Raw genomic sequence first — 24,390 nt, 5'->3', positions numbered from 1 at the left:
GCGCGCGTCGGGCAGTCGTCGCTTCTTCCTTTCGCGAGACCTGCGCCTGAGCTGGCGCCAGTACCGATGACTGCGGCTGCCCCTCCCGCTTCGGTCGACCTGTCCGCGTTGCCGCCTTACGTGCTGGCATTGAAAGAGCGCATCGCCTATCTGGCGGATGCGCAGGTGGAGCGCGTGCTGCGCGCGTTCCAGATCGGCGCGCAGGCGCACGCCGGGCAGGAGCGCAAGAGCGGCGAGCCCTACATCACCCACCCGGTGGCTGTCGCTGGCATCCTGGCCGAGCTGGGGCTGGACGCCGAGACGATCATCGCGGCGATCCTGCACGACACGCTGGAAGACACCGAGCTTGGTCGCGAGGACATCGCTGCCGAATTCGGCGAAGTGGTGGCCGAACTGGTCGATGGCGTCACCAAGCTGGACAAGATGCGCTTCGGCAGCCGCCAGGAAGCCGATGCGGAGAGTTTCCGCAAGATGCTGCTGGCGATGGCGCGCGACATCCGAGTCATTCTGATCAAGCTGGCCGATCGCCTGCACAACATGCGCACGCTGGGTGCCAAGGACTCCGACTCGCGTCGCCGCATAGCGCGCGAAACGCTGGAAATCTTCGCCCCGATCGCGCAGCGCCTGGGCATGAACAAGTTCAAGGCAGAGTTGCAGGACCTGGGTTTCCGCGCGCTTTATCCGGATCGCTACCGCGTGATCAGCGAACGCATCCGTGCCGCCATCGGCAACCGTCGCGAGGCAATGGGCAAGATCGAGGCAGCCTTGTCGGCGCGGCTCAGCGCCGACCATCTGCAGAGTCACGTGGTGGGCCGGATCAAGTCACCGTGGAGCATCTATTCGAAGATGCGCGGCGAGCACAAGAGTTTTGCCCAGCTGATGGACGTCTACGGCTTCCGGGTGGTCGTCGACAGCGCGATGAGCTGCTACATGGCGCTGGGCGTGGTGCATGCGCTGTACAAGCCGGTGGACAAGCGCTTCAAGGATTTCATCGCGATCCCCAAGGCGAACGGCTACCAGTCGCTGCATACCGTGCTGCTGGGGCCGTTTGGCGCGCCGATCGAGGTACAGATCCGCACCGCCGAGATGGAGTCAGTGGCCGAGAGCGGCGTTGCCGCGCACTGGGCCTACAAGACGGAAAGTGGTCCGGCCAACAGTGCGCAGGCACGCGCACGGGAGTGGCTGTCGTCGCTGGCGGACAGCTCGGCGCGCACCGTGTCGTCCGCTGAGTTCATCGAAAACGTCAAGATCGACCTGTTCCCCGACGAGGTCTACCTTTTCACGCCGCGCGGCCACATTCTTTCGTTGCCACGCAATGCGACCGCACTGGACTTCGCCTACGCGGTGCATACCGATGTGGGCGATCACGCGGTGGCTGCCCGGGTCGACAAGAAGCTGCTGCCACTGCGCACCCGGCTGGAGTCGGGGCAGCTGGTGGAGATCATCACCGCGCCATCGGCCGTGCCGAATCCGGCCTGGCTCGAGGTGGTGGTCACCGGCAAGGCCCGCACCGCGATTCGGCAATACCTGAAACATCTGCAACATGAGGATGCCGTCGACTTCGGTCACCGCATGCTCGATCGCGCACTCGACGCGCAGGGCAGCAGCCTGGATGCCATTCCGGCGGCGGTGCTGGACCGCTTTCTCGAGGCATCCAAACTCAAGCGGCTGGAAGAGCTGCTGTCGGACATTGCCCTGGGCAACCGCATGCCGGACATGGTTGCCAGCCAGCTGCTGGCCTCACGCGGCAAGCGCGGCGGCAAGGTTCCGCAGGCCCCGCCGCAGGCCCCCGAGAAGATCCGCATCACAGGTGCCGAGCGCGGCGTGCTCAGCTTCGCCAACTGCTGCCATCCGCTGCCGGGTGACGACATCATCGGCTACCTGTCCTCGGGCAAGGGCATCGTGGTGCATCGCGAGGAGTGCCCGAACGTGGTCGAGCTTCGCAAGTCGCCCGAGCGTTGCGTGGCGATCGAATGGGATCGCGACGTGCAGGGCGACTACCGCGCCGAGCTGCGCATCGAGGTGATCAACCGCCCCGGCGTGCTGGCCACGGTGGCCGCCGCGATCGCCGCCGCCGACTCCAATATCGAGAACGTGGAGTACGTGGAACGCGATGCCGCCGCCGCGACCCTGCTGTTCGCGATGGAAGTGAAGAACCGCAAGCACCTGGCGGACGTGATCCGTCGCGTGCGCCGCACCGGGGTGGTCAGCGGCGCGTATCGGTATCCGCTGTAGGGCAGGGGCGAGCATCGCGCAGCGGGAGCGCGAACGCGGGAATGTGCCGCGGCGCGATCGCCCACGTTCGTCGTTCCGCGCTTCACGTCATACACTCGCTTTTTTCGATCACGCGAGGTTTCGCCGATGTCCCTCTCCATCATCTCCACCGATCAGGCTCCGGCCGCGATCGGTCCGTACTCGCAGGCTGTACGCGCGGGCAGCACCGTGTATTTCTCCGGCCAGATACCACTGGATCCGGCCACCGGCACGCTGGTCGACGGTGACATTGCCGCGCAAACGCGGCGTGTGTTCGACAACCTCACCGCGGTGGCGCAGGCGGCCGGTGGTTCGCTGGCGCAGATCGTCCGCGTGGGCATCTACGTCACCGATCTGGCGAACTTTGCCGCGGTCAACGCCGTGATGGCCGAGTATTTCCAGCAGCCGTATCCAGCGCGCTCCACTATCGAAGTGTCCGCCTTGCCGAGGGCCGTGCAGGTCGAGATTGATGCGGTGATGGTGCTGGCGTGATGAGGATGGCCTGATTCCAGGCCGCGGCCCGCGCCGACAACTCTCGTCGGCGGGTGGCTTACGGCAGCAGGCGATGCTCGGTTAGGCTTGCAGGTCATGGTTACCCGCATCGCCCGCCACGCTCCCGTCATCGGCGCCGACCCAGGCATCACGCCGGTCGGTGTGCTGGCTGGAGTTGGCCCAGCGCTGGCCGCGTCGCTGGCCCGGCTCGGGCTGGAGCGGGTGCAGGATCTCTGGTTCCACTTGCCGCTGCGCTATGAGGACAAGACCCGGGTCACTGCGATCTCCGACCTGCGCGTGGGCGCGCGCGCGCAGGTCGAAGGCGTGGTCGAAGCGGTCGAGCGCGGTTTTCGCTATCGGCCGCAGTTGAAAGTGGCGATCGGCGACGTCAGCCGACAGACCCTTGTGCTGCGCTTTTTCCATTTCAATCGCGCGCAGGCCGAGCAATTGCTGCCGGGCACGCGGCTGCTCTGCTACGGCGAAGTGCGCTACGGTGCACAGGGGCTGGAGATGGTGCATCCGAACTACCAGCGCCTGAGCGGACACGAGGCCGCCGCGGTCGATGAATTGCTGAGTCCGGTGTACCCGACTACCGAAGGCCTGGGCTCGAAGCGGCTCGCCAGCGTGATCGGCAAGGCGCTGGCGCTGTTGCCGCCGGCGGAACAACTGGAGCTGATCCCGCCCGAGCTATGCGCCGAACACGGGCTTACCTCTTTGCGTGAGGCCCTGCTGTACGTGCATCGACCACCGCCCGACGCTCACCTCGGGCAGTTGACGCTGGGCCAGCATCCGGCGCAGCAGCGGCTGGCATTCGAGGAACTGCTGACCCAGCATCTGAGCCTGAAGCGCATGCGTGCCGCCGTGCGCAGCCGGCGCGCACTCGAGCTCGGTGGCGACGGCGCGTTGCGCCGGCAGTTGCTTGCCGGGCTGCCGTTCCAGCTCACCGCAGCCCAGCATCGGGTCAGCGCCGAGATTGCCAGGGATTTGGCCCGACCTCGGCCGATGTTGCGGCTGGTGCAGGGCGACGTCGGCAGCGGCAAGACCGTGGTCGCCGCACTGGCGGCATTGATGGCGGTGGAATCGGGCCAGCAGGTTGCGCTGATGGCGCCCACCGAGCTGCTGGCCGAGCAGCATCTGCGCAATTTCCAGCATTGGTTGCAGCCACTCGGCATTCAGGTTGAGTGGCTGGCCGGCAAGGTGACCGGCAAGCCGCGCAAGCTGGCGCTTGAGCGTGTCGCTGCCGGCGCGCCCGTAGTGATCGGCACCCATGCGCTGATGCAGGAAGGGGTGGCTTTCGCGCGGCTTGGGCTGGTGATCGTCGACGAACAGCACCGTTTCGGCGTGCAGCAGCGCTTGGCGCTGCGCGACAAGGGCAAGGAGGGCGAGCTGGTGCCGCATCAACTGGTGCTGACAGCCACGCCCATTCCCCGCACTCTGGCGATGAGCGCCTATGCCGATCTCGATGTTTCGTCGATCGATGAGCTGCCACCCGGGCGAACGCCCGTGCAGACCATCGCGATATCGAATGCGCGTCGGATCGACGTGATCGAGCGCATCCACGCCGCCTGTGCCGAGGGCCGGCAGGTGTACTGGGTGTGCACGCTGATCGAGGAATCCGAACAGTTGCGCGCGCAAGCTGCGGAGGTGGCGCACGGCGAACTGTCCGCCGCGCTGGCCGGTTTCAAGATCGGCCTGATCCATGGCCGCATGAAGCCAAAGGAAAAGCAGGCCGTGATGGACGCGTTCAAGTCCGGCGAGCTGGCGGTGCTGGTCGCGACCACCGTGATCGAAGTCGGCGTGGATGTGCCGAATGCGAGCCTGATGGTAGTCGAGAACAGCGAGCGTCTGGGCCTGGCCCAACTGCATCAGTTGCGCGGCCGGGTCGGGCGTGGTGCGGTGGCTTCCAATTGCGTGCTGCTGTATCAGCCGCCGCTGGGGCAGCTGGCGCGCGAACGGCTGCAGGTGATGCGCGACACCAGCGACGGCTTCCGCATCGCCGAGAAGGATCTGGAGCTGCGTGGACCGGGCGAAGTGCTGGGCACCCGCCAGACCGGGCAGCTCAGCTTCCGCATCGCCGACCTGACCCGCGACGCGCACCTCTTGCCGGCGGTGCATCAGGTGGGAGAACACATGCTGGCGGAGTATCCACGGCAGACCGGGCAATTGATCGAGCGCTGGATCGGCGGTGCCGCACGCTTCGTACATGCGTGACTGCCGGCAGTCGGGAACGGGAAGCGGCGCGAAAAGCCCCGGCCCGCTTTGGCGATCCGTCATGGCCGACTCGCCGGCTCCCATCGAATACACTGGGCGATTGCACCACGACGACGCGCCATGATCCGACCGCAATTGCTGATTGATACCGACCCTGGCGTCGACGATGCGCTGGCGATACTGATGGCGCATGCCCACGCCGACATCGCCGGGCTCAGCATCGCAGCCGGCAACGTCGGCCTCGGCCACACCGTGCGCAACGCGCGTACTCTGGTCGACCTGCTCGGCGTCGATACGCCGGTATTTGCCGGTTGCGCCACGGCATTGGTACGCACGCCGGAGGAGGACGCCGCCTTCGTGCACGGACAGGACGGTTTCGGTGACATCGGTTTTCCCGAGCCGGTGGCACCGCTATCGGGCGAACCGGCCGCGCTGGCCCTGCTGCGCCTCACCCGCGAGCGGCCCGGGGCATTGACCCTCGTGGCGCTTGGTCCGCTGACCAATCTGGCCCTGGCGTTGCGGCTGGACCCGACGTTGCCGCAACGGGTGGCGCGGCTGGTAGTGATGGGCGGCGCCGTCACCGGGCATGGCAACACCGGCAAGGTACCTGCCGAGTTCAACGTCGGCTTCGATCCCGAGGCAGCGCACATCGTGTTCGGGGCGTTCGCATCGTTCGACCTGATCGACTGGGAGGCCACCCTGCGGCATGCCTTCAGTGATGCCGAGTTCGATGCCTGGCTTGCGGCCGGCGACAGGCGCGCCGATTTCTTCGGGCAGATCGTGGGCGCCGCGCGGGGTTACAACGCCAAGCACGATCGCAGCGGGGTGATCGCTGCCGATGCGTTGGCGATGGCCGTGGCGCTCGATCCGGGCATCGTCACCCGCAGCGAGACCCGCGCCGTCGCGGTGGAGCTGGATGGTCGCCTGACTCGCGGCGCTACCGTGGTCGATTGGGCCGCGCGGCTGGGCCAGCCGGCCCAGGCGAATATCGTTCTGGAGGTGGATCAGGTGCGCTTCGCAGCGATGGTGCGGCTTGCCCTGGGCGTGGACGGCTGAGCCCGCGGCTTGGCGTGACCTGCCGTTCCGGCACCGCCGACTTGCAGGGGTGGCCGGTTCCTCGTTACAATACCGCTCTTTTCACCACCGCTTTAGAGCCTGTCATGAAGCCTGATATCCATCCGAACTACAATGCGGTGGTGTTCCAGGACCTGTCGTCCGACTTCGCGTTCCTGACCAAGTCGACCATGTCCAGCAAGGAAACCATCAAGTGGGAAGACGGCAGTGAGTACCCGCTGATCAAGGTGGATATCTCCAGCCATTCGCACCCGTTCTACACCGGCAAGCAGAAGTCGCTGGACGTCGGTGGCCGCGTCGACAAGTTCCGTCGCCGCTACGCGGGCTCCGTCAAGGAGTAAAGACGGAAGCGGCCATCGCCTCGCGATGGACGCACCGATCCGAAAACACACGGGGCGAGCGCATGCTCGCCCCGTGTGTTTTCGTGTCCGGCCGTCGACCATTCGCCATCGAATGCTGGCTGGGCCTTGTGCGATAATGGCTGGTGAACTGGCGCGATGGCGTCCGTCGCGCCGCATGCTTTCCCCCGGCATGCCAGCATTCCCTCGCCAGACGGCGCCGTCATTCGCGGTTGCCGCCGGTGGTGACCCACATGAAGGAGGTTCCCGTGTCCGATCCCAAGATCGTCAAGCTGCTGGATGAATCGAGCAACCGCAGCAGTGAGTTGCCACTGATCAGCGGCACGCTCGGCCCGGCCTGCATCGACATCGGCACGCTGTACAAGGACACCGGCCACTTCACGTACGATCCCGGCTACGGCAGCACCGCCAGCACCAAGAGCGCAATCACCTACATCGATGGCGACCAGGGCGTGCTGCTCTATCGCGGCTATCCGATCGAGCAACTGGCAGCGAACTCGAGCTTTCTCGAAGTGGCTTATCTGCTGCTCAACGGCGAGTTGCCGAAAGCGGAGGAATTCAAGACCTTCGAGCACGACGTCTCGCATCACACGATGATGCACGAGTCGCTGAAGAACTTTTTCCAGGGCTTCCATCACGACGCGCATCCGATGGCGATGCTGGCCGCGGCGGTCGCCTCGTTGTCGGCGTTCTACCACGACGACCTGAGCGTGGACGACCCGGCCGACCGCAAACTCGCCGCAATCCGCCTGATCGCCAAGATGCCGACGATTGCCGCTGCCTGCTACCGCTATTCGGTGGGCTGGCCGCTGCGCTATCCGCGCAACAACCTGGAGTACGTCGATCGCTTCCTGCACATGATGTTCGAGGTGCCGAGCGAGCCGTTGCAGATGAATCCGGTGGCGGCCAAGGCGCTGGATCTGCTGTTCATCCTGCATGCCGATCACGAGCAGAATGCTTCCACCTCCACGGTGCGTCTGGTTGGTTCGACCGGCGCCAATCCGTATGCGTCGATCGCCGCGGGCATCACCGCGTTGTGGGGGCCGGCTCACGGCGGCGCCAACGAGGCGGTGCTCAAGCAGCTGGAAGAGATCGGCACCCCGGACAACGTCGAGTCGGCGATTCTGCGCGCCAAGGACAAGAACGACAGCTTCCGCCTGATGGGCTTCGGCCATCGCGTGTACAAGAACTTCGACCCTCGCGCCAAGATAATCCGCGAGATGTGCCACAAGGTATTGGCCGAGCTGGGCGTCAACGACCCGCTGCTGGAAGTGGCGATGAAGCTGGAAGAGGCTGCGCTGAAGGACGAGTACTTCGTCGAGCGCAAACTGTATCCGAACGTGGATTTCTACTCCGGCATCATCTACAAGGCGCTGGGCATTCCCACCGAGATGTTCACCGTGATGTTCGCCATCGCGCGCACCGCAGGCTGGATCGCGCACTGGATCGAGCAGCACGAAACACCCGGATCGAGGATCGGACGTCCACGGCAGATCTATACGGGCTCCAACGTGCGTGACTACATGCCGGCCGCGAAGCGCTGATCGAGATACTCGTTGCAGTACAAAACCCCCGGCCACCCAAGGCCGGGTTTTTTTTCGATGACGATATGGCTCAACGCAGGGTGGCGCCAAGCCGCTGGCGGAGTATCCCGTCCGATTCCTCGTCCAGCAACATTTCCACCTGGGCGAGCGTGGCGCGCCGCATCGGACGGTCGTCGGTTCGATCCAGCGGTGCCTGGCGCAGCGCGTCGCGCGGCAGCACGGTGAGGTCGAACGGCAGCTCGTCGGCGGCGAACAGAAGCACCGGGTATTCGGGCTGCTCATCGCGCGTGTTCCGCAACCTGCGCGCCTGCGTCTCGATCGGCACGCCGTGATCGCGCAGATACAAGCCGACCGCTTCCGGGTCGTCGCTGAATACGTGCAGGCATACCGCCGAGTGCGCATCGGCGGTGCCCTCCAGCACAGCGCCAACCAGGCGCGGCTCGAACGCGGCTAGAAAGCGCATCGCTTCGACCGCAGCCTCGCGCCGTTGCCGCAGCAGCTGCGGCTGGCTGTCGGCCAGGAACAGCCGCTGATGCTCGCGCAAGGCCTGCTCGATCTCCAGATTGCGCGGCAGCGCCTGTGTTTCGACAATGCCGAGCCGTTCGGCCGCCTTCAGTTTGGCGTGATGGAAATCGCGGATGCCGTGTTCGCTCATCAGGCGGGCTGCCTCCTGGGCAATGCGCAGACGATTGCGCTGCAGCCGGTCATGTGCGTGGATGCGGTGGTGTTCGCCTCGGGACATGGCGCGCTCCTCGTCAAACGGCAGTGCAGCGAGGGGGAAAACCATCGCTGCGACGGCCTGGTGGTTCAGAAGATGTCGTAGGCGTGCTGCTGATCCTGATCCTTCTGCTGGGCGGCCTGGTTGCGCAACCGGTCGATGTCTTCCACCTTGAACATCTCGTTCATTCCGTTCGGATCATCCGCGGAGGTAGGAAGCCCGTTCTGGCGGTTGATCGTTACCGTACTGATTCCCGGCGGCATCGGCAACGTGCTCAATGGCTGATCCTTCAGCGCGCTACCCATGAAATCCATCCAGATCGGCAGCGCCGCCTTGGCGCCGAACTCGCCGTGACCCAGCGATGAATAGTCGTCGAAGCCAACCCATACCGAGGTGGACAGGTCGCCGTTGAAACCGACGAACCAGGCGTCGCGATGATCATTGGTGGAGCCGGTCTTGCCGGCCAGATCGGCCCGGTCCAGCGCACGGGCGGCCGAGCCGGTGCCGCGGAGGATCACGTCCTTCATCAACGACGTGATGAGGAAATCGTTGCGCACCTCGATGACCTGGGGGGCCAGCACCGGCGGATGCGCGCTTTCGCCATGCACGTCGGCAGGCAGCACCGCTTCGCCGACGCCGTCGACACTGCTCGATTCCGCCGGCGCGCCATCGGTGTTGACCAGGTTGTTGGCTGGAGTGGGGGTCATGTCGGCCGGCGGCGGTCCGGGCGGACCACTGTCGAGCAGGCGTTCCTGGCAGTTGCGGCAGGCGCGCGCGGGGTTCGCCACATACACCGGCTTGCCGTTGCGGTCGTCGATTTCGTGGATGAAGTACGGCGTGACCAGATAGCCGCCATTGGCGAATACCGCGTAACCGCGGGCCATGCTCATCGGCGAGACCGAGGCGGTGCCCAGCGCCATCGACAGGTTGGCCGGGATTGCATCGAGCGAGAAGCCGAAGCGGGTGGCGTACTCGCGCATGTAGCGCACGCCGATCGCATCGAGCAGGCGCACCGAAACCAGATTCTTCGACTGCACCAGCGCTTCCCGCAGACGCATCGGACCGGCGAACTTGTCGTCGTCGTTGGATGGCGTCCAGATGCCGTTCGGCTTCGAGGGGTCGGGCAGCGCCAGCGGCGCATCGTTGATGATCGATGACGGGGTGAAGCCGCGATCGAACGCGCCGGAATACAGATAGGGCTTGAAGCTGGAGCCCGGCTGGCGCGCCGCCATCACCGCACGGTTGAACTTGCTGCGCACGAAATTGAAACCGCCGACCAGCGCCTGGATCGAGCCGTCCTCAGGATTGATCGAGGTCAACGCGGCCTGCGCGGCGGGGATCTGCGCCAGCTGCCAGTCGCCCTTGTCGTCGCGCGCCAGCCGGATGATGTCGCCGCGCTTGAGCACGCTGTCGACACGGGTCGGCGCGGCGCCGACGCGGTCGTCATTGATGTGCGGACGCGCCCAGCTCATGGCGGCAAGATCGAGAATCGCGCTCTCGTGGCTGGACAGATAGACCGTCGCCTGCTTCGCGTCGCTGGCTGTCACCAGCCCTGGCTGCAGGCCCGATACGCCGGTATAGCTGGAAAGCAGGGCGTCGTATTCGGTCTGGCCGGCGCTGGCCGGCAGGTCCTGGTGGGCTTCCGGCCCGCGCCAGCCATGCCGGTGGTCGTACTCGATCAGGCCATCGCGCAAGGCCTCCACGGCCTTCTGCTGGCGGCCGCTCTGCACCGTGGTCCTGACCACGTAGCCGCTGGTGAGCGCATCGTTGCCGAACCGGTCCAGCACCTGCCGGCGCACCATCTCCGCCAGATAAGGCGCGTCCACCTCGATCGCCTGTTCGTGCGGGTAGGCATGGTTCGGCTCGGCAATCGACTGCTGATAAACCGGCTTGGTGATGTAATCGTGCCGCAGCATCTCGCCCAGCACCCAGTTGCGCCGGGCGATTGCGCGCTTGGGGTTGTTGATCGGGTTGACCGCCGAGGGCAACTGGAAAGTCGAGGCGATCAGTGCGCATTCGGCCACGGTCAGCTGATCGAGCGTCTTGCCGTAGTAATACTCCGCCGCCGCGGCCACGCCGTACGAGCGATGGCCCAGAAACATCTTGTTGAGATACAGCTCGAGGATCTGATCCTTGCTCAGCTCATGTTCGATGCGCAGGGCGATGAAGATCTCGGTGAGCTTGCGCGAGTAGAGTTTTTCCGGGCTCAGGAAGAAGTTGCGGGCGACCTGCTGGGTAATCGTCGAACCGCCAGAGCCCTTGTCGCCCCCCGTCACGATGACGTGCCAGCCCGCTCGGGCGATGCCGTGCCAGTCCACCCCGGGGTGGTGATAGAAGTCGGCATCTTCAGCGGACAGCACCGCATGCTTGAGTCGGTCAGGCACGTTTTCGATGTCGACCGGGATACGCCGGGTCTCGCCGAAGGTCGCCATCAGCTTGCCGTCCGCGCTGAGCACGCGCAACGGCACCTGCATGCGGTAGTCCTTGAGTTCCGCCACCGAGGGCAACCTGGGTGCGATCAGCCAGTACGCCACGCCAACCGCGATAACTGCCAGGAGCAAGCCGGAAAACGCCAGGAGCAAAGCCCAGCGCAGCAAACGTTTCAAAATGGGCATGGTGTGGGGATAGCGAGACCTGAGTCAAAACATGACAGAGTATAGATGTAGCAGTATTTGGGGCATGACGCTTGGTCCGCCAAAGCAAGAGTTGGGCCAGCAAAGGTAATCCTGCAAATGTGGCGGGCATCACGTGGATCACTTGAGAAAGTTCGCGTAGACCGTTGCCATTGCGTTAATTTTTCGATTTAATGCCAGTGCGCACCCCGCCAGGATTCTGGCTACGGGCGTCAGCGGCAAGGGGGAAACACCGTGGGGCTCTTTACACCCAAGAAGCCGGCGCTGATTGGTGTCGACATCAGTTCGACTGCCGTCAAGCTGCTGCAGCTAAGTCAAGTGGGCGGTCGCTATCGCGTGGAGCACTACGCGGTCGAGCCATTGCCGCCCAATGCCGTGGTCGAGAAGAACATCGTCGAGATCGAGGCGGTAGGCGACGCAATCCGTCGAGCCCTGGCCCGTTCGGGTTCCAAGCTCAAGCACGCGGCGGCAGCGGTGGCCGGGTCGGCGGTGATCACCCGCATCATCCCGATGACCAGCGACCTGTCCGACGATGACCTGGAAGGCCAGATACAAGTCGAGGCCAACCAGTACATCCCTTATCCGATCGATGAAGTCAGCCTCGATTACGAGGTCATCGGCCCGGTACGCGACAACCCCGACATGAACAACGTCCTGTTGGCCGCATCGCGCACCGAGAACGTCGACATGCGTGTGGCCGCTCTCGATCTGGGCGGGCTCACCGCCGGCGTGATCGATGTCGAGGCCTTCGCGATGGAAAACGCCTTCGCAATGGTCGCCGATCAGCTCAACGTGAGCCGCGACGCCTTGGTGGCGGTGGTCGATATCGGCGCCACGATGACCACGCTGTCGGTGCTGCGCAACCAGCGCACCATCTACTCGCGCGAGCAGGTCTTCGGCGGCAAGCAGCTGACCGACGAGATCATGCGCCGCTTCGGGCTCTCCTATGAAGAGGCCGGGCGTGCCAAGCGCAAGGGCGGTTTGCCCGAATCGTACGAGACCGAGGCGCTGGAGCCATTCAAGGAGTCGCTGATCCAGCAGATCAGCCGCCTGCTGCAGTTCTTCTTCGCGGGCAGTGAATACAGCAAGGTGGATCAGGTGGTCCTGGCCGGTGGCTGCGCGTCGATCGAAGGGCTCGGCCCGATGCTGGAAGAGCAGCTGGGTGTTCCCTGCATCGTCGCCAATCCGCTGGCGCGCATGTCGCTGTCGCCCCGCGTGCAGGCCCAGTCGCTGGCGCAGGACGCTCCCGCGCTGATGATCGCGGTCGGCCTCGCCCTGAGGAGCTTCGACTGATGGCACACGTCAATCTACTTCCGTGGCGCGCCGAGCGACGCAAGCAACGCGAGCGCGAGTTCTATATGCAGCTCGTCGTTGCCTTCGTGGTGGCGCTGGGCGTGTTGTTGCTGTGGATATTCTGGATGGACCAGCGCATCGACAACCAGAACGAGCGCAACACCTATCTGCAAACCGAGATCAAGCAACTCGACGTGCGCATCGCCAAGATCAAGGATCTGGAAAAGGTGCGCGAGCATCTGCTGGCGCGCAAGCAGATCATCGAACAGCTTCAGGCGGATCGTTCGCAGATGGTGCATCTGTTCGACGAGCTGGTGAAGACGATTCCTTCCAGCGCGCGCCTGACCGGGTTGAAACAGGGCGGTCAATCCATGACGCTCGATGGCGTGGCGCAGTCCAACGCCAGCGTCGCCGAGTACATGCGCAACGTCGAGAGTTCACCGTGGATGGGTCATGCCGATCTGCGCAAGACCGAAAACACCCATGACGCCACCCGCATGCCGTACGTGTTTGGCCTGGATGTGACGCTGAGCCGGCCCAAGACAGACGAAACGCAGGCCGGCAAGAGCCCCGCCCAGCCGGCGAACGCCAGCTCCACCGCCGTCCCTGTGGCTGTTCCCCCGGCGCTCGGAGCGGTAGCGAAGGCGGTTACCTCGACCCCGGCCAAGCCCGCCACGGCCGCCGCAGCGACGCCCAAGCCGGCGGATGCCGCAGCTGTCACGGGAGGGGCAACGCCATGAAGTTCCTCGACGATATCCGTAATCTCGACCGCAACAACGTCGGCGGCTGGCCGCAATCGGTCAAGCTGTTCTTCACCGGCCTGCTGTGCGCTTTCGTTCTGTTGATCGGCTGGTATTTCTTCGTTGGCGACCAGCAGGACAGCCTGCAGACGCTGGCAGGCAAGGAGGACCAGCTCAAGCAGGAGTTCGCGACCAAGCAGGCCAAATCGGTCAATCTGGAAGCACTGCAGCAGCAGCTCGACGAGATGCAGGACATGCTGCGCCAGTTGCTGCGCCAGTTGCCCAGCAAGACCGAGATGCCCGAACTGCTGATCGATATTTCGCAGACCGCGCAGTCTGCGGGCTTGGAGAGCGACCTTTTCCAGCCCGGGCCGGAAACCCCGAAGGACTTCTATGCGGAGAAACCGATCACTCTGCGCTTGACCGGTACCTACCACCAGTTCGGCACGTTCATCAGCGGCGTGGCTTCACTGCCGCGGGTAGTGATCCTTACCCTGCATGATGTCTCGCTGACCCCGAAAACGCCGGGCAAGGAGGGCGCCTCGGGCGGCCAGCTCGTTCTTCAGGGCACGGTCAAGACCTACCGCTATCTGGATGACGAAGAGACCGCCGCCGCAAGCAAGGCCGGGGGTGCGAAATGAGCAACAAATTCGCCATCGGATCCGCCCGGACGGCGCGGCTCCTGTTGATGCTCGGTGCGGTGCTGGTACTCGGTGGCTGCACGCGCGGCATGTCCGACCTGCGCGGTTGGGTAGCGCAGGAGAAAGCCAAGAAGGGTGCGCCGATCCAGCCGTTGCCGGTGATCAAGACGTTCGAGACGTTCAAGTACGACGACCAGGATCAGCGCGATCCGTTCAGCCCGAGTACGGCCGAACTGCAGACCAACGCCGCCACCAGCGGCCCGCGTCCGGATGCCAACCGCGCCAAGCAGCCGCTGGAGATGTTCGCGCTGGACAGCCTCAAGATGGTCGGCACGGTCGGCGTCGGGGCGGGCATGGAAGTGTTGATCAAGGATCCCGGTGGTGTGATCCATCGCGTCCATGTCAACGAATACATGGGTCAGAACTACGGACATATCACCGCGATCAGCGAGGACCATCTTGACCTGGTCGAGCTGGTATCCAACGGTAATGGTGGCTGGATGGAACGTCCGGCCAGCATCGCGCTTGACGCGAAATAGGTAGACAGGGGCTGATGCAATGACCAACCAAATCCAATCCTTCCGGGGCCGTGTCATGCGCCATGCGAGCCGTTACATCTTGATGGGCCTGCTGATCGCCGGCACCACCTGGGCCAGCTCGGCGATGGCTGCCGACACCACGCTGAAGAACATCAGCTACGACGCGCTGCCCGGCGGCAGCGTCGAGCTGCACATGGACTTCGGTGGCGGCCCGGTACCACAGCCCAAGATATTCACCACCGGCAATCCGCCGCGCATTGCGGTCGATTTTGCCGACACCGACAATGCAGCCCCGCGCCATCTGGACATCGGCAAAGGTTCGACTTCCGGAGTATCCGCAGTGGCGGCCGGCGGCCGTACCCGTGTCGTCGTCGAGCTGATGCGCGAGTCGAGCTATCGCACGCGGGTCGAGGGTCACAGCCTGGTGCTCACGATCAACAACGGCAGCGCGGACCAGTCCGTGACCACCGCTTCGACCATCGATCCCACCAAGGCGCTGCCGTCGTCATCCAATGGCCCGGCGATCTCGAACATCGATTTTCGCCGCGGCCCCAACGGTGAGGGGCGTGTGCTGATCAGCTTCAGCGGCAGTGGCGCGAACGCGGAGATGACCCGTCAGGGCGACAAGGTGCTGGTCACCATCGATCATGCCAACCTGCCGGCCAACCTCGCGCAGCGACTGGACACCCTGGACTTCGCCACGCCGGTGCAGTCCATCGTCACCCGCTCCGGCGTCGGCGGTGGCGCCCGCATGGAAATCGTCGTCAAGGGCAGTGTCGATACCTCGGCTTACCAGACGGCAGACCAGTACGTGGTGGAAGTGGCGCCGAAGAAAGCCGGCGCCAAGGATGACAAGCTGGCCAAGCTGGGCAAGGAGCCGAGCTACAACGGCAAGCGCGTCACCTTCAACTTCCAGGACATCCCGGTACGCTCGGCACTGCAATTGATCGCGGACATCTCCGGCCTCAATCTGGTCGCCTCGGACAGCGTCGGCGGCAGTGTCACGCTGCGGCTGGTCAACGTGCCGTGGGATCAGGCGCTGGACGTGATCCTGCGCGCCAAAAGCCTTGACATGCGTCGCAATGGCAACGTGGTATGGGTCGCGCCGCAGTCGGAGCTGGCCAAGTACGAACAGGACCTGGCCGATGCCAAGCTGAAGGCACTGGACACCGCCGAACTGGTCACCGACTACGTGCCGATCAGTTACGGCAAGGCCGCGGACATCGCCAAGCTGCTGACCAGCGGCAGCATGCAGGGTGGCGGTGGCGGTGGCGGCGCCAACACCCAGCGTGGATTCCTGTCGCCGCGTGGCAGCGTGTCGTTCGACGAGCGGACCAACACGCTTCTTCTCAACGACACGCCGGAGAAGATCAAGCAACTGCGTGACCTGATCGCGGTACTGGACAAGCCGGTACAGCAGGTGCTGATCGAATCGCGCATCGTGGTCGCGACGGATGACTTCACCCGCGAGCTGGGGGCCAAGTTTGGTGTTAGCGGCCGGGTCAACAACACTGAGTTCCAGAATGCCGCCACGGCTACACCGGCCTTGACTGCCGGTCTCGGTGGCGGCAACGTGACCTCGGGTGGCCTCAACGTGAACCTGCCGGTCGGCGCCGCCACCAGCAACTTTGGTCTGGCCATTCTCGGCGCCAACTACGCGATCGATCTCGAACTCTCCGCGGCACAAACCGAAGGCCGTGGCGAAGTGATCTCCAGCCCACGCGTCATCACCGCCAATCAGCAGGAAGCGGTGATCCGCCAGGGCCAGGAAATCGGCTACGTGACGTTCCAGAACAGCGCCGGCAGCGGTGCCGGTAGCGGCACCGCCACGGTGCAGTTCAAGGACGCCGTGCTGGAACTGAAGGTGACCCCGACGATCACTGCCGACAACCGCGTCTACCTGATGATCAACGTCAAGAAGGATGCGCTGGCTGGTTACGTGGATGCCCCGGGTAGCGGCAAGATTCCCACCATCGACACCCGCGAGATCAACACCTCGGTGCTGGTCGACAATGGTCAGACGGTGGTGCTGGGCGGCATCTACGAAGTCAACAAGTCCAACACGATATCCAAGGTGCCCGGCCTGGGCGACATTCCCGGTATCGGCGCGCTGTTCCGCAATACCTCGCGAACCAACACCAAGGCCGAGCTGCTGATTTTCGTGACGCCGCGCATCCTCAGCGACACGCTGCAGTAGGGTTTGCAACACAGCAAGATGGAGAGAGGCGGCTTCGGCCGCCTTTTTCTTGGTGGTGAAAGTCCGCTATCCATCCGGCAAGGGGAAGGATTGGCGAAAGGCAGGCTTGTCGGCTGACTGGGTGTCTGGAGGAAGCTGGAAGCAGAGCACTGGCATGACGAACAGGAAGCGGATACGAGGCGACATGTTGGAGTGGGGCAGCCGAGAGGGCCAAAGCCCAGTATGCGCATGGGACGACGTGGCGTAGATCCGACAGGCATGAGCGGAAGGGCAGGTGCGTCACACCTGGGGAGATCTCGCCTCATGCCTGAAAGGGCGACGCTGGAAGGCGGAGCGAGAAGGCAGAAGAATGCTCTTTCACTTTCTGCATTCACGCCATCCATGGCGTTTTCAGCAGCAGCGGTGTCAGCCCTATGAATCGGGCTCTCCCGAAAGTGTCCTTCGACCAGGTGAAATGCTCGACACCTGCGAACACCTCCAGCGTCACTCGTGAACCGCCGTATGCGAAACCGCACGTACGGTGGTGGGGGAGGGGCGGAGCATTCCGGCTCCCGGCCCGATCGGTGTTGCTTTGCACGCCGCATTAAACTTCTGGCGCCGTTGACGGTCTGTAGCTCGCTGCCTGATCCGCCGATGCTGCTTCGTGCGGCTGCTGTGCGGCTTGAGTCACGCCTAGAACGGAACCCATCATGGATATGCCAGAAGCCCCATCGCTGAGCCGCCTGCAGTGCTCCTTCGTGCAATTGCGCGACGACCTGCAACGCTGCATCATCGGCCAGCCTCATCTGATCGACTGTCTGCTGGTGGCGTTGCTGGCCGATGGCCACCTGCTGGTGGAGGGCGCGCCGGGGCTGGCGAAGACCACGGCGGTCAAGGCATTGGCGGCGCGCATCGAGGCCGATTTCCATCGGGTGCAGTTCACTCCCGACCTGTTGCCGGCGGACCTCACCGGTACCGATGTGTTCCGTCCCCAGTCCGGCAGCTTCGAATTCGAACGGGGGCCGCTATTTCACAACATCGTGCTGGCCGACGAGATCAATCGCGCACCGGCCAAGGTGCAGTCGGCCTTGCTGGAGGCGATGGCGGAGCGGCAGATCACGGTGGGTCGCAGTACGTGGCAGCTGCCCGAGTTGTTCATGGTGATGGCGACCCAGAATCCGATCGAGCAGGAAGGCACATTCACCCTGCCGGAGGCGCAGCTCGATCGCTTCCTGATGCACGTGACGATCGGCTATCCGGATGCAGTGGCGGAACTGGCGATCCTCAAGCTCGCCCGGGAGCAGGCTGGTCGCCGCGCACATCCGGCAGCCACCCCGCCAGCGCTATTGAGCCAGGCCGATGTGTTTGCAGCGCGCGACGCGGCGATGGCGGTGCACATGGCACCCGCACTCGAGGAATACCTGACCCAGCTGGTGCTGGCCACACGCGATGCCGGGCGCTATGGCGCGGAGCTCAAGCGCTGGATCGCATGGGGCGGCAGTCCGCGCGCCACCATTGCGCTGGATCGCTGCTCGCGCGCCAAGGCGTGGCTGGCCGGTCGTGATTACGTATTGCCCGAGGATGTGCATGGGATCGCCCATGAAGTGCTGCGCCATCGGGTGCTGCTCAGCTATGAAGCGGAAGCCGAAGGCATACGTCCCGACAAGGTGATCGATCGTCTGCTGGACCTCGTGCCGCTGCCGTGAATGTCGCTCTGCCACATCGAACGGATGGCGATGGTTGCAGCCGGGTTTCGCTGGCCGAACTGATCGCATTGCGGGAGCGGATTGGCCGCGTGCGCGTGGCGCCGCAGATGAGTCGCGCGGCGCGCGGCGGCCAGCAGTCCAGCCGTCTATACGGCCGCGGCATGGACTACGCCGAATCGCGCGTCTACCAGGCCGGCGACGACGTGCGCCGGCTCGACTGGCGGCTTACCGCGCGCAGCGGCAAGCTGCATACCAAGCTGTTCCAGGAAGACCGCGAAGGCTGCCTGCTGATCGTGCTGGATACCCACGCCAGCATGCGTTTTGGTACGCGGGTGCGGTTCAAGTCGGTGCAGGCAGCGCGCTCGGCGGCCGTAGCCGCATGGTATGCGGCGCGTGCCGGCGAGCGGGTCGGAGTGATGGCCTTCGGCCACGCCGAGCAGCTGTTGCGTCCGCAGGCAGGCGCGCGCGGGGCACTTGCGGTCTGCGGGGCCTTGGCCGCGTGGGACGCACAAGCCGCATCCGGCAAGGCCGAGCCGCTGTCGGATGCGTTGATGCGTGCCAGCCGTGTGCTGCACGGCGCCAGCCGCGTCTTGCTGATCAGTGACGGGTTCAGCTGCGACACGCAGGCCCGCCAGCGTCTGCTCGGTCTGACGCGTCACGCCGGAGTCAGCGTGCTGGTGGTCGCCGATACCCTGGAGCTGTCGCCGGCGCCGCCGGGGCGCTACCCGCTTGAATATGCCGGCGAGCGCTGCGAAGTGCAGCTGCAGTCCGAGCGCCAGCGCAGCGAATTCCAGCGCGCGCTGGGCGCCGGCCCGGCGCGGCTCGGCGAACTGACGAAATCGCTCGGATTACGCTGCGCCAGCATCGATACGGCTGCCGAGCCACTCGATGCGATCACCGCGTTGTTCGGCGCCGCGAGGGCCAGCCGATGATCGCCCCCGCCCCGCCCGCCACCCCTTCGCCGCTCGGCCCCAGCCTGCGCGACATTCACCTGCCGCCGGATCCGGCATGGTGGCCGCCCGCACCGGGCTGGTGGATGCTCGCGGCGGCAGCATTGCTTGCGCTTCTGCTCGGTGCATGGCTGTGGCGGCGGTACGGACGGGTGCGGCGTCAACGACAGCAAATCTTGCTCGAACTCGATCAGCTCGCGCTGCGGCATCGGCGGGACAACGACGCCGCGGCGCTGGCGAGCGGATTGCACCAGTTGCTGCGTCGAGTGGCGCGGCGAGTTGACACGCTGGCCACGACGCAGCGCGGCGATGCGTGGCGACAGACGCTGGCGCGTATGCCCGTCGATGCCGGCACACTGGATGTCCTGCTGGCCCTGGATCAGCAAATCTACCGCCCGCAGGCTTCGTTCAACGCCGTGGCCGCCGTCGCGGCCGTGCGGGAATGGCTGCGCTGGGCCGTGAAGCCGGCCGCGTGGAAGCGGACAGCCGTGGTGCGCGCCGATGCCTGAGTTCGCGTGGCCCTGGATGATCCTGGCACTGCCGCTGCCGTGGCTGCTGCGCCGCTGGTTGCGTCCGGCCGCACCCGGCCAGGCCTTATACCTGCCGCAGCCGGGTCTGCCCTTGACCTCAGCGAAAGGCGGCGCCACGCGCGGCATCGTGTCCTGGTTGTCGATCCTGGCCTGGTTGTGCCTGGTGACGGCGGCTGCGCGACCGCAATGGGTCGGACCCCCGCAAGCGCAGCAACGCAGCGGTCGCGCATTGATGCTGGCGGTGGATCTGTCCGGCAGCATGCGCACCGACGACATGCAGCTGGCTGGCCAGTCGGTCAGCCGTTTCGGCGCGGTGGAAGCGATTGCCGGTGATTTCATCGCGCGTCGCAACGGCGACGAAATGGGATTGATCCTGTTCGGCAGCCAGGCGTTCCTGGTGACGCCGCTGACCTACGATCTATCGGCGGTACGCGCGCAGTTGCAGGGCGCAGCAGTGGGCCTGGCTGGAACCGAAACGGCCATCGGCGATGCGATTGCGGTGGCGGTGAAGCGCCTGGCGGCCCTGCCCCAACAGGCGCGCGTGCTGGTTCTGCTTACCGACGGCGTCAACAACGCCGGCAACATTGCGCCGCGCGAGGCGGCTCGCGCCGCCAAGGCGGCCGGTGTGCGCATCTACACCATCGGCATCGGTGCCACGCGGATGCGCGTACCGGGATTTTTCGGCAGTCAGCTGGTCAACCCCTCGGCGGATCTGGATGCCGACATGCTGAGCAGCATCGCCACACAAACCGGCGGGCGCTTCTTCCGCGCCACCGACAGCGGCGAACTGGCCGATGCCTATCGCGCGATCGATGCGCTGGAACCGATGCCGCAAACTGGCCCGACCCTGCGCCCGCGACACGAGCTGTTCCGCTGGCCGTTGCTGGCGGCGGCCGCGTTGTTGTTGCTGGCGATCGCGCCGCGTCGCTTCGCCCGTGCCTCGGGGCGATCTGCATGAGCGACATGCTGCAGCAGTTTCATTTCCTGCGGCCATGGTGGTTGCTGGCGCTCGTGCCGATGCCATGGCTATACTGGCTGGGTACGCGCCGTACCGCGGCGATGCTGGAGTTGTCGCGGCTGGTCGATGCGCAGTTGCTGCCGCACCTGTTGCATGGCCGCGCCGGCAATCGCCAGTTGCCCGTATGGTTGTTCACGCTGGGCTGGACCCTGTGTGCGCTGGCATTGGCCGGACCGAGCTGGAGCCGGGTCAGCCAGCCGTTGTACGCGAGCCGCGCGGCGCAGGTGGTGGCGATTTCGCTGTCGCAGCACATGCTGGCGCGCGACGTGGCGCCCAGCCGGCTCGATCGTGTCCGCTACAAGGTACGCGATCTGCTGGTCTCCAATCGCGACGGGCTCAATGCACTGATCGCTTACGCCGGCGAAGCGTTCGTGGTGGCTCCGCTGACTTCCGATGCGGGCAGCCTCAACGACCTGCTTGACGCGCTCGCACCCGACACGATGCCGCTCGATGGCGACAACGCCGCGCTGGCGATCGATCGTGGCGTCGCTCTGATCCACGATGCCAAGGCCAGCGGCGGCTCGCTGGTACTGGTCACCGACCACGCCGACGCCACCGCCGTCGCCGCCGCACGCAAGGCCAACGCGGCTGGCGTACAGGTGTCGGTGCTCGGCGTGGGTACGCCGCAGGGTGGGCCGGTGCCGTTGCCCGATGGCGGCTTTCTGCGCGATGCGCAAGGTGACATCGCGCTGGCTCGGCGTGACGATGCCGCATTGGCTGCGCTGGCCGCGGCCGGCGGCGGTCGCTATGTGGCGATGACGGCGGATCACCGGGATATCGACGCGCTGCACTCGCAGCTTCGCATTGCGCCGGCAGCCGTGGCCAGCGGTCAGCTGGGTGACGAATGGCAGGATCGTGGCCCATGGTTGCTGCTGCCGCTGCTGCTGATCGTGGCACTGGCCTTCCGTCGCGGCTGGTTGTTGCTGCTGCCGCTGATCATGCTGCCGCTGTTGCCGGCCCCGGCCCAGGCGACGACGTGGCACGACCTGTGGCAACGGCCCGATCAGCAGGCGGCACGGGCCTTGCGCGAAGGGCGCGCGAAGCAGGCGCAACAGCTGGCGCGCGATCCGGCCTGGCGCGGCGCAGCCGCCTATCGCGCGGGCGACTATGCCGCCGCGAAGCAGGCGTTGCAGCAGGCGCCCGGCGCCGATGCGACGTACAACCTCGGCAACACGCTGGCCATGCAAGGCGAGTACCAGCAGGCGATCGCGGCCTACGACCGTGCACTGAAACTCGATCCGGCCAACGCCGACGCCAAGGCCAATCGCAAGGCGGTGGAAGACTGGTTGCGTCGGCAGCAGTCATCCGATCAGAAGAAGCATGAGGGCCACAACGGCGGTCAGGGGCCATCCTCTTCGGCCGGTGATCAGGGCAAAGGTGGCAAGTCGGACTCCAAGGATCAGCCATCCGCACAAGCGGGCGCCAAGCCAACCGAACAGCCGGGCCAGCATGGCAAACCGCAGGATCAGTCCGGGCAGCGTTCGTCGGAGCAGGATCGCTCCGGCAAGCACCAGGCCGGCGATCAGCCCCAGCCGCAGACCGCACAACAACAGGCCGAACAGCAGGCGAAGGCGGAACAGGCGCAGCAGGCGTTGAAGCAGCAGATGGACCAGGCGTTGTCCAAGGCAGCAGACAAACCGCAGACGCATCAGCTCGGCACGCTGGCGAAGGACGACCCGCAGGCGAAGTTGCCAGCGGACCTGCAGCACGCGCTGCAACGCGTGCCGGATGATCCCGGCGCCTTGTTGCGGCGCAAGTTCGAGCTGGAATATCAACAGCGCCACGGTGGCGCGCCGAGCGAGGACGAGCAACCGTGACGGTTCGACGACTGATCATCGGATGGTGGATGCTGTTGCTGTTGGCTCCAGCCCTGGCGCGGGCAACCGACGTACAGGCGACGCTGGACCGCAGCAGCGTGCAGCTGGGCGAAACGGTGACGCTCAACCTGCGCGTGGAAAACGCCAGCGGCGGAATGGCCATGCCGGATCTGAGCGCGTTGGACCAGGATTTCAGCATTCTCGGTACCTCGCAGAACAGCAGCCTCAGCGTCGTGAACGGCGCGGCCACGTCGAGCCTGACGTTCGGCGTGGCGCTGCGTCCGAAGCACGTCGGTGCGCTGCAAATTCCCTCGCTGCACATCGCCGGCGGCCAGACGCAACCGCTGCAGTTGCAGGTGATCGCACCGGACCCGAATGCGGCGACGGCGACCAACCGGGATGTTTTCATGGAGGCGCAGGTAGAACCGCAGCGCGGCTATGTGGGCCAGCAACTGAGCTACGTGACCAGGCTGTACTACGCCACCAGCATCAGTAACGGCGCCTTGAGTGCGCCCCAGCTCGATGGGGTGGAAGTGAGCCAGGTCGGCAATGACCTCAACTACGACGCCGAGCGTGGCGGGCGGACCTATCACGTGCTGGAGCGGCGCTATGCGTTGATCCCGCAGCACGCCGGACGCGTCGAGATTCCTGCCGTGGACTTCCAGGGCGAGGCCATCGATCCGAACGATCCCAACAGCTTCTTCGGTTCCAGCACGCCGGTGTCGGCCAGCGCGCCGGCGATATCGATCGACGTGCGGGCGACCCCTGCCGACTGGGGCAAGAGTGCGTGGCTGCCGGCGCGCCAGCTAAGCCTGACCATGGATGGCTGGCCGGGCGCGCAGGATCAGGTGCGGGTTGGGCAGCCGTTGAATCTCACCATGACGCTGCAGGCGACGGGCCTGGCGTATGAATCGCTGCCAGCGCTGAGCCTGCCGCCGCTGGATGGTGCCAAGGCGTACCCGGACAAGCCCGTTGTCGGCACGCGCCAGGATGGCCCGTGGCTGGCCGGCCGACGCCAGCAGACGTTTGCGGTGGTGCCCGAGCGCGCCGGCACGCTGACCATCCCGGCAACCACCCTGAAATGGTGGAATGTGCTGACCGATCGGATGGACGTGGCGCAGATTCCGGCGCATCAGGTGACCGTGCTGCCGGCGGTCGGCAGTGCGGCCGTCCAGACGTCCGTACCGGCTCCGACATCGAGCGGGGCCGCGATTGTACCGGCGGCCGCGGCGCCGTCCACGCCATGGCGTTGGATCGCGCTGGGCAGCATCGGCCTGTGGTTGTGCAGCATGCTCGCCTGGTGGTGGCGCCGACGTCGGCGCGCGCTGCCGCGGACGGTGCCGAAAGACGGTTCAACGACGTCGCGCCAAGGCCAGCTCGCCTTCGTCGCTGCAGCGCGCAGCGGCAACGCGGCGGCGCAGGCGCACAGCCTGCTGAACTGGGCGCGGACGGAACGGCCGGCGATCCAGCACTTGGGCGAATTGGCGGCGGCGCTGGACGATGCGGAGCAACGTGCCGCGATCGCCAGGCTGCAACAGCGCCATTACGCCGCTGCGCCGACCGCCGATGACGGCGCGAAATTGGCGGACGCATTCAAGCGCGGCTTCGTCTGGCGTACGGTCGATGGCGGACATGACCCTTCGGCCCTGCCGCCGCTGTATCCGTTCAAGCTGCACGAGTAGCGGGCAAACACATG

General features: G+C 65.5%; 19 protein-coding genes. 17 read left to right on the top strand and 2 right to left on the bottom strand.

What is annotated here, in order from left to right; all coding sequences use genetic code 11:
* Positions 1 to 66 precede the first annotated feature (66 nt).
* From ACFPME_RS12470 to ACFPME_RS12445, 6 genes are all read left to right on the top strand, one after another.
* Complete coding sequence (locus ACFPME_RS12470; protein WP_377305769.1) at positions 67 to 2,235, top strand: RelA/SpoT family protein; 2,169 nt, start codon at positions 67 to 69, stop codon at positions 2,233 to 2,235.
* Positions 2,236 to 2,361: 126 nt separating this feature from the next.
* On the top strand, positions 2,362 to 2,745 hold the full coding sequence (locus ACFPME_RS12465; protein ID WP_377305767.1) for a RidA family protein: 384 nt from the start codon (positions 2,362 to 2,364) through the stop codon (positions 2,743 to 2,745).
* A gap of 96 nt (positions 2,746 to 2,841) precedes the next feature.
* Positions 2,842 to 4,956 (top strand): ATP-dependent DNA helicase RecG, encoded by a 2,115-nt coding sequence (gene recG, locus ACFPME_RS12460; RefSeq protein ID WP_377305764.1) that lies wholly within the window; start codon positions 2,842 to 2,844, stop codon positions 4,954 to 4,956.
* Positions 4,957 to 5,076: 120 nt separating this feature from the next.
* Positions 5,077 to 6,012, top strand: coding sequence for a nucleoside hydrolase (locus tag ACFPME_RS12455; protein WP_377305762.1), 936 nt, complete (start codon positions 5,077 to 5,079; stop codon positions 6,010 to 6,012).
* Between the two features lie 104 nt (positions 6,013 to 6,116).
* The gene (locus ACFPME_RS12450) at positions 6,117 to 6,371 is read left to right on the top strand and encodes a type B 50S ribosomal protein L31 (protein ID WP_377305760.1); all 255 of its coding nucleotides are present in this window, start codon (positions 6,117 to 6,119) and stop codon (positions 6,369 to 6,371) included.
* A 266-nt stretch (positions 6,372 to 6,637) separates the two neighbouring features.
* Positions 6,638 to 7,933 carry a citrate synthase gene (locus tag ACFPME_RS12445; RefSeq protein WP_377305758.1) on the top strand — a complete coding sequence of 432 codons (1,296 nt, stop codon included), beginning with the start codon at positions 6,638 to 6,640 and terminating at the stop codon, positions 7,931 to 7,933.
* A gap of 70 nt (positions 7,934 to 8,003) precedes the next feature.
* Here the strand turns inward: ACFPME_RS12445 and ACFPME_RS12440 are convergent, their stop codons facing one another.
* Together ACFPME_RS12440 and ACFPME_RS12435 are read right to left on the bottom strand one after the other, a co-directional pair.
* On the bottom strand, positions 8,004 to 8,675 hold the full coding sequence (locus ACFPME_RS12440; RefSeq protein ID WP_377305756.1) for a hypothetical protein: 672 nt from the start codon (positions 8,673 to 8,675) through the stop codon (positions 8,004 to 8,006).
* 65 nt (positions 8,676 to 8,740) lie between these two features.
* A complete protein-coding gene (locus ACFPME_RS12435) occupies positions 8,741 to 11,266 on the bottom strand; it encodes a penicillin-binding protein 1A (protein WP_377305754.1) in 2,526 nt (841 codons plus the stop codon).
* Between the two features lie 252 nt (positions 11,267 to 11,518).
* Between ACFPME_RS12435 and ACFPME_RS12430 the strand changes: the two genes are divergently transcribed.
* From ACFPME_RS12430 to ACFPME_RS12380, 11 genes are all read left to right on the top strand, one after another.
* Positions 11,519 to 12,577 carry a pilus assembly protein PilM gene (locus ACFPME_RS12430; protein ID WP_377305752.1) on the top strand — a complete coding sequence of 353 codons (1,059 nt, stop codon included), beginning with the start codon at positions 11,519 to 11,521 and terminating at the stop codon, positions 12,575 to 12,577.
* The gene (locus ACFPME_RS12425; RefSeq protein ID WP_377305750.1) at positions 12,577 to 13,317 is read left to right on the top strand and encodes a PilN domain-containing protein; all 741 of its coding nucleotides are present in this window, start codon (positions 12,577 to 12,579) and stop codon (positions 13,315 to 13,317) included. The genes ACFPME_RS12430 and ACFPME_RS12425 overlap by 1 nt, the downstream gene beginning before the upstream one ends.
* Positions 13,314 to 13,958, top strand: a complete 645-nt coding sequence (locus tag ACFPME_RS12420; RefSeq protein WP_377305748.1) for a type IV pilus inner membrane component PilO — start codon at positions 13,314 to 13,316, stop codon at positions 13,956 to 13,958. The genes ACFPME_RS12425 and ACFPME_RS12420 overlap by 4 nt, the downstream gene beginning before the upstream one ends.
* Positions 13,955 to 14,497, top strand: coding sequence for a pilus assembly protein PilP (locus ACFPME_RS12415; RefSeq protein ID WP_377305746.1), 543 nt, complete (start codon positions 13,955 to 13,957; stop codon positions 14,495 to 14,497). Before ACFPME_RS12420 ends, ACFPME_RS12415 begins: the two co-directional genes overlap by 4 nt.
* 55 nt (positions 14,498 to 14,552) lie before the next feature.
* The gene (pilQ, locus tag ACFPME_RS12410; RefSeq protein ID WP_377305744.1) at positions 14,553 to 16,694 is read left to right on the top strand and encodes a type IV pilus secretin PilQ; all 2,142 of its coding nucleotides are present in this window, start codon (positions 14,553 to 14,555) and stop codon (positions 16,692 to 16,694) included.
* Positions 16,695 to 17,383: 689 nt separating this feature from the next.
* A complete protein-coding gene (locus tag ACFPME_RS12405) occupies positions 17,384 to 18,379 on the top strand; it encodes an AAA family ATPase (RefSeq protein ID WP_377305742.1) in 996 nt (331 codons plus the stop codon).
* Positions 18,376 to 19,311, top strand: coding sequence for a DUF58 domain-containing protein (locus ACFPME_RS12400; protein WP_377305740.1), 936 nt, complete (start codon positions 18,376 to 18,378; stop codon positions 19,309 to 19,311). The genes ACFPME_RS12405 and ACFPME_RS12400 overlap by 4 nt, the downstream gene beginning before the upstream one ends.
* Complete coding sequence (locus tag ACFPME_RS12395; protein ID WP_377305738.1) at positions 19,308 to 19,838, top strand: DUF4381 family protein; 531 nt, start codon at positions 19,308 to 19,310, stop codon at positions 19,836 to 19,838. The genes ACFPME_RS12400 and ACFPME_RS12395 overlap by 4 nt, the downstream gene beginning before the upstream one ends.
* Positions 19,831 to 20,817, top strand: coding sequence for a VWA domain-containing protein (locus ACFPME_RS12390; protein ID WP_377305736.1), 987 nt, complete (start codon positions 19,831 to 19,833; stop codon positions 20,815 to 20,817). Before ACFPME_RS12395 ends, ACFPME_RS12390 begins: the two co-directional genes overlap by 8 nt.
* Positions 20,814 to 22,694, top strand: coding sequence for a tetratricopeptide repeat protein (locus tag ACFPME_RS12385; protein ID WP_377305734.1), 1,881 nt, complete (start codon positions 20,814 to 20,816; stop codon positions 22,692 to 22,694). The genes ACFPME_RS12390 and ACFPME_RS12385 overlap by 4 nt, the downstream gene beginning before the upstream one ends.
* On the top strand, positions 22,691 to 24,376 hold the full coding sequence (locus tag ACFPME_RS12380; protein WP_377305732.1) for a BatD family protein: 1,686 nt from the start codon (positions 22,691 to 22,693) through the stop codon (positions 24,374 to 24,376). The genes ACFPME_RS12385 and ACFPME_RS12380 overlap by 4 nt, the downstream gene beginning before the upstream one ends.
* The last annotated feature ends 14 nt before the right edge of the window (positions 24,377 to 24,390 follow it).

It is taken from the genome of Rhodanobacter umsongensis, assembly GCF_042654965.1.
Classification (GTDB): Bacteria; Pseudomonadota; Gammaproteobacteria; order Xanthomonadales; family Rhodanobacteraceae; genus Rhodanobacter; species Rhodanobacter umsongensis.
The sequence above is the reverse complement of the archived record's forward strand: the minus strand, read 5'-3'. Positions and strand labels throughout refer to the sequence as shown.

Excerpts from the sequence above, each read along its gene's own strand:
- ACFPME_RS12470 (WP_377305769.1), top strand. The coding sequence starts at position 67 with ATGACTGCGGCTGCCCCTCCCGCTTCGGTCGACCTGTCCGCGTTGCCG.
- ACFPME_RS12465 (WP_377305767.1), top strand. The coding sequence starts at position 2,362 with ATGTCCCTCTCCATCATCTCCACCGATCAGGCTCCGGCCGCGATCGGT.
- recG (WP_377305764.1), top strand. The coding sequence starts at position 2,842 with ATGGTTACCCGCATCGCCCGCCACGCTCCCGTCATCGGCGCCGACCCA.
- ACFPME_RS12455 (WP_377305762.1), top strand. The coding sequence starts at position 5,077 with ATGATCCGACCGCAATTGCTGATTGATACCGACCCTGGCGTCGACGAT.
- ACFPME_RS12450 (WP_377305760.1), top strand. The coding sequence starts at position 6,117 with ATGAAGCCTGATATCCATCCGAACTACAATGCGGTGGTGTTCCAGGAC.
- ACFPME_RS12440 (WP_377305756.1), bottom strand. The coding sequence starts at position 8,675 with ATGTCCCGAGGCGAACACCACCGCATCCACGCACATGACCGGCTGCAG.
- ACFPME_RS12435 (WP_377305754.1), bottom strand. The coding sequence starts at position 11,266 with ATGCCCATTTTGAAACGTTTGCTGCGCTGGGCTTTGCTCCTGGCGTTT.
- ACFPME_RS12425 (WP_377305750.1), top strand. The coding sequence starts at position 12,577 with ATGGCACACGTCAATCTACTTCCGTGGCGCGCCGAGCGACGCAAGCAA.
- ACFPME_RS12420 (WP_377305748.1), top strand. The coding sequence starts at position 13,314 with ATGAAGTTCCTCGACGATATCCGTAATCTCGACCGCAACAACGTCGGC.
- ACFPME_RS12415 (WP_377305746.1), top strand. The coding sequence starts at position 13,955 with ATGAGCAACAAATTCGCCATCGGATCCGCCCGGACGGCGCGGCTCCTG.
- pilQ (WP_377305744.1), top strand. The coding sequence starts at position 14,553 with ATGCGCCATGCGAGCCGTTACATCTTGATGGGCCTGCTGATCGCCGGC.
- ACFPME_RS12405 (WP_377305742.1), top strand. The coding sequence starts at position 17,384 with ATGGATATGCCAGAAGCCCCATCGCTGAGCCGCCTGCAGTGCTCCTTC.
- ACFPME_RS12395 (WP_377305738.1), top strand. The coding sequence starts at position 19,308 with ATGATCGCCCCCGCCCCGCCCGCCACCCCTTCGCCGCTCGGCCCCAGC.
- ACFPME_RS12390 (WP_377305736.1), top strand. The coding sequence starts at position 19,831 with ATGCCTGAGTTCGCGTGGCCCTGGATGATCCTGGCACTGCCGCTGCCG.
- ACFPME_RS12385 (WP_377305734.1), top strand. The coding sequence starts at position 20,814 with ATGAGCGACATGCTGCAGCAGTTTCATTTCCTGCGGCCATGGTGGTTG.